This is a genomic window from Streptomyces sp. NPDC057638 (assembly GCF_042800315.1).
Taxonomy (GTDB): Bacteria; Actinomycetota; Actinomycetes; order Streptomycetales; family Streptomycetaceae; genus Streptomyces.
Genome location: NZ_JBHVHF010000515.1, coordinates 1 through 3,358, shown reverse-complemented (window position 1 = coordinate 3,358; position 3,358 = coordinate 1). Strand labels below are relative to the sequence as shown.

The window sequence follows — 3,358 nt, the reverse complement described above, 5'->3', positions numbered from 1 at the left end:
GCAATCAGTAGCGCCGGAATCGACCGGCCGGCACCAGCCGCCCCGGTCGATTCCCGATGACCAGCACCACCCCCTGTGATCGCGGACGGCCGAAGCCCGCCCCCGCTCGCGGGGGCCATGCCTCCATGGTGAAGCCCCAGAAGCCCCAGTCAGCTCCATCCCCGCCAGCACGAGCGTAACGGTTCGTGGGTTTCCGATGACGGACAGTGGGCGCCAGCGCTACCGTGCCCGCAGCACTCAAAGACACCGACCAAGGGGACCCTCATGACTCACAGGCTCCGCATGCTCGGCACCACCAGCAAGCAGGGCAAGTGCCCGACTCTGTATGACGATCTGGACACGGGCGAGATCATCGTCCAAGGGCGCACCGTGACCGACCCCACGGGCGCGGTCGACGTCCTCACCAACGAGTCCTTCGTCGCCGTCCCACGCGATGTGATCACCCGCTTCGCTCCTACCGGCGAGCGCACAGTTCCACCCACGTTCATCAACGACGACAGCTTCAGCGACTACTTCGAGCAGTTCGAGCACACGGCTTGGCGCCTGGAGACCCGACGCGGGTACGCCTCCGACCTCGATGAGGACTACACCGCGTGGCTGGAGACGGGAGAGTTTCCCGACGAGAGCCACCTCCCCTGGTACGCCAACGTCCGGAAGCAGACCGCCCAAGGCAAGCGCTTCGAGAGGGTACGCCTGGTCGACGCGCAGCCGACACCGGAGCAGCGGTTTCTGTTCGCGACGGCTGAGACCAACAACCGGTCAGGAGAAGACATCCGCACTCTGTGGCGGGCGGACGCGGAGCGACTGGGCCTCGGATCTGAGGACTTCTGGCTGTTCGATTCACGGGAAGCGCTGGTGTTGCACTTCGATGACGCGAACGAGTACCTCGGCTCCGAGTTGATCAAGGATCCTGTCGTCATCGCCCGGTTCTGCCAGATCCGGGACGCCGCTTGGCACCACGCCATCAAGCACGCGGACTTCGCCGGGCAGTTGTGAGCACAGATTTCCAGCAAGCCCGCGAGGCCCTCGGTGCGCGACTGCGCGGGCTGCGCACCGAGGCCGGGCTGTCGGGGATGGGGCTTGCCGAGCGACTCGGGTGGCAGCGGTCGAAAGTGTCGCGGCTGGAGCACGGCAAGCAGACCGCCAGCGCACACGACTTAGAGGCATGGGCTCGTGCCGTGGGTGCGCCGGAGGTAGCGGCCGATCTCCGGCGCCAGCTCACCGCGCTGGACACCCACTACCGGTCGTGGCGGCGCGTCCTCTCTGGCGGCCACCGGGCGGTCCAGGACGGGCACGCTGATCAGGAGCGAGTCACCCGGGTCGTCCACCTCTTCGAGCCGGGAATCGTACCCGGGATCTTCCAGACGCCCGAGTACGCCAGGGCCGTCTTGACCGATGTTTCGGCCCAGCATGGGTCGCCGCCCGACGTCGAGGACGGCGTCCGGGCCCGGATGCGCCGCCAGGAAGCGCTCTACGAACGGGGTCATCTCTTCCACGCTCTGATGTGGGAGGCCGCCCTCTACGTCGTCCGCTGCCCTGATCCAGCCGACACTTCGGCCCAGCTCGACCGGCTTGCGGTCCTTGCAGGGCTGGACACCGTGAATCTGGGGATCATCCCGCTCGGGGTCCGTACGCGGTTCTCCCCCTCCCATGGCTTCTGGATCATGGACGATCGACTCGTCGTCGCTGAGACCTGCAACGCGGAGCTGTCTCTGGACTCGGCCGAGGACCTGGAGCTGTACCGGCAGGAATGGGCGATCCTCCACGAGGCCGCTGTGTACGGCCAGCCCGCGTACAGGCTGATCGCGCGTGCACGTGCGCGCCTGAGCAATCCGGGGCACGCGTAGGGGGCGTGTGCGCAATCCCGCGCAATCAGGGTGCGGGCCCGCAATTGCAGTGTCTACGGTCGGTCGGGTCGTGCCCCGTCCTCCCGGAGGCCATCGTGACCAAACCCCCCGAGCACACCCCCGACCGCGCGCCGACTGGCTGGTGCCATGTGCGTCGCGGCCGGGCGCCCGCTGTGACCACCCTGCGGTGGGCTGAGCGCGCGTCGGCCCCGCCGTACGCCATCGCCGTCTGTGCCCCGTCGTGCGGCGAGTCCACGCCGAGCCCCCTCCCGGAGGCGGCGTGAACGCCCAGCTCCGCGCCGCGCTCCGCGTCTCCCTCGTCGCCAAACCGCCCGCCGAGGCCTGCGCGGACTGGCTCGCCTCCGCACACGACCGCCCCATCACCGTGTGGGACGCCTGGTACGAAGGCCCCGCGATACTGCCTCTTGGCCGCCTCTTCGACGCGATCCGGATCACCGCCGACACCGTGCACGCCGCCGCCGACGCCACTACCCACGGCGGTGTGACCGACCTCCTGAGCCGCCTCCACGGGCCAGTGATCTCCGACCCGTGGCGGAACCGCTACTACGCGCTCGTCCCGCCCCAGACCACCGAGACCTGGCGGACCGGATACGCCCAATGCCTCGGCCGCGGCGCATGGCTCGGCGTCCCCGTCCCGGCACTGGACACACAACACGGTCCGCACTGGCGTGTGCAGATGCCATGGCCCGGGGCACTGTGCCAGCCGCGCGACGTCGCAGACCTGGTCCAGGTAGGGCATCTGCGCCTGACGGCGGCAGCCCAGTGACCGGGCCCATGGACGGCCCACCACCAGGTGAGCACTGCTGCTTCTGTGGTTGGTCCCTGCACGGGGAGACGGAAGTCGCCCGGCTGGGCGGCGCGGAAGGCGCCATGTCCGGCGCCCGTCCAGACCCGTGGGCGCACAAGAACTGCGGCCCGGGGCACAACCGAGCGACGAGGGCGCGGGCTCGACCTCGCTTCGGGCCCTACTGACGCGCTCACCTCCGCTGCGCCTCGTCCGTGGGAGCGGACGTCCAGCGCCCGGTCCCACTCCCGCTCGCGCGGGGCCATGTTCGTGCTCGACCGACTTCAACCGGCGTTCAAGGTCCATCCCCGCTCGCGCGGGGCCCATCGGGCGGATGTCTACGCCTCGATGCAGAACGTCGGTCCATCCCCGCTCGCGCGGGGCCCATGAGCTGGACGCGGGCCGGGTGCCCGGAGATCCCGGTCCATCCCCGCTCGCGCGGGGCCCATACTTCCTGACCTGGGGTTCTACCGGCGGGTAACACGATTTTCCTTTAGTTGCTTTCGGGTCACCACAGTCCCCCTACCTCAACTCCTAGACGTCCCCACGCTACCGGCATGCCTGCCTTCCTGGCTCAGGCCCTTCCGACCCAGCGCCAGCGGTCGTACCGACTCCTCCGCAAGGCGGTTCGTCATGTACGGACCTGCATCGGGCCGTACGCGACGGTCGCCAGAGACCATACGGACGGGGCCGGGCTCAACAAGAG

The 3,358-nt window shown here is 69.1% G+C and carries 3 protein-coding genes and 1 CRISPR repeat array; all 3 genes read left to right on the top strand.

Features of this window, described 5'->3' with window-relative positions:
• Positions 1 to 264: 264 nt before the first annotated feature.
• The 3 genes from ACFVIM_RS34160 (at position 265) to ACFVIM_RS34150 (ending at position 2,634) form a co-directional block, all read left to right on the top strand.
• The gene (locus ACFVIM_RS34160) at positions 265 to 996 is read left to right on the top strand and encodes a DUF6879 family protein (RefSeq protein ID WP_384310006.1); all 732 of its coding nucleotides are present in this window, start codon (positions 265 to 267) and stop codon (positions 994 to 996) included.
• A complete protein-coding gene (locus tag ACFVIM_RS34155; protein WP_384310004.1) occupies positions 993 to 1,847 on the top strand; it encodes a helix-turn-helix domain-containing protein in 855 nt (284 codons plus the stop codon). The genes ACFVIM_RS34160 and ACFVIM_RS34155 overlap by 4 nt, the downstream gene beginning before the upstream one ends.
• 280 nt (positions 1,848 to 2,127) lie before the next feature.
• Entirely contained in the window at positions 2,128 to 2,634 is a 507-nt protein-coding gene (locus ACFVIM_RS34150; RefSeq protein WP_384310001.1) for a hypothetical protein, read from the top strand.
• Between the two features lie 257 nt (positions 2,635 to 2,891).
• Positions 2,892 to 3,101: a CRISPR direct-repeat array (repeat unit 28 nt; unit sequence GGTCCATCCCCGCTCGCGCGGGGCCCAT).
• Positions 3,102 to 3,358 lie beyond the last annotated feature (257 nt).

What these genes read in the sequence shown, in the direction of transcription:
- ACFVIM_RS34160 (WP_384310006.1), top strand. Translation starts at nt 265, where the DNA reads ATGACTCACAGGCTCCGCATGCTCGGCACCACCAGCAAGCAGGGCAAG.